General features: G+C 76.5%; 1 protein-coding gene. It reads left to right on the top strand.

What is annotated here, in order from left to right:
- The coding region (locus tag Plo01_RS39840) for a sensor histidine kinase (protein WP_203895998.1) at nucleotides 1-722 on the top strand (722 nt) is incomplete at both ends.

Here is a 722-nt window from a genome sequence, read left to right as displayed (position 1 = left end):
CTGGAGGCGTCGCTCGCCGAGAACGCCGGCCTGCACGCCCAGCTGCTCGCCCAGGCCCGGGAGGCGGGCGTGCTCGACGAGCGCCAGCGGATGGCCCGCGAGATCCACGACACCGTGGCCCAGGGGCTGACCGGGATCATCGCGCAGCTGCAGGCCGCCGAGCAGATGCACGAGGTCCCGGCCCCGTGGGCGCGGCCCTTCGCCGCCGTCAAGACGCTGGCCAGGGACAGCCTGGCCGAGGCCCGCCGCTCGGTCGAGGCGCTGCGGCCCGAGCCGCTGGAGACCGCCCGCCTGAGCGAGGCCCTCGCCGACGTGGCCGAGCAGTGGTCGAAGCTGCACGGGCCGGCCGTCCAGGTCACCACGACCGGCACGGTGCGGCCGATGACGCCGGAGGCCGAGTTCGCGCTGCTGCGCACGGCGCAGGAGGCGCTGGCCAACGTGGCCAAGCACGCGCGCGCCACCAGGGTCGGGCTGACGTTGTCCTACCTGGAGAACGAGGTGGCGCTGGACGTGCGCGACGACGGCGAGGGCTTCGATCCCGCGCGCCTGGAGACCGGCACGGCCGCGGACGGCGGCCCGGCGCCGCGATCCCGCGACGGCGGGTTCGGCCTGACCATCATGCGCCAGCGCGTCGAGGGGCTGGCGGGGACGCTGCAGATCGAGTCCGAGCCCGGCGCCGGCACCGGGATCTCGGCCCGCATCCCCCTCCTGCCGGCCGGGAG

The organism is Planobispora longispora (assembly GCF_016863135.1).
Taxonomy (GTDB): Bacteria; Actinomycetota; Actinomycetes; order Streptosporangiales; family Streptosporangiaceae; genus Planobispora; species Planobispora longispora.
The sequence above is the reverse complement of the archived record's forward strand: the minus strand, read 5'-3'. Positions and strand labels throughout refer to the sequence as shown.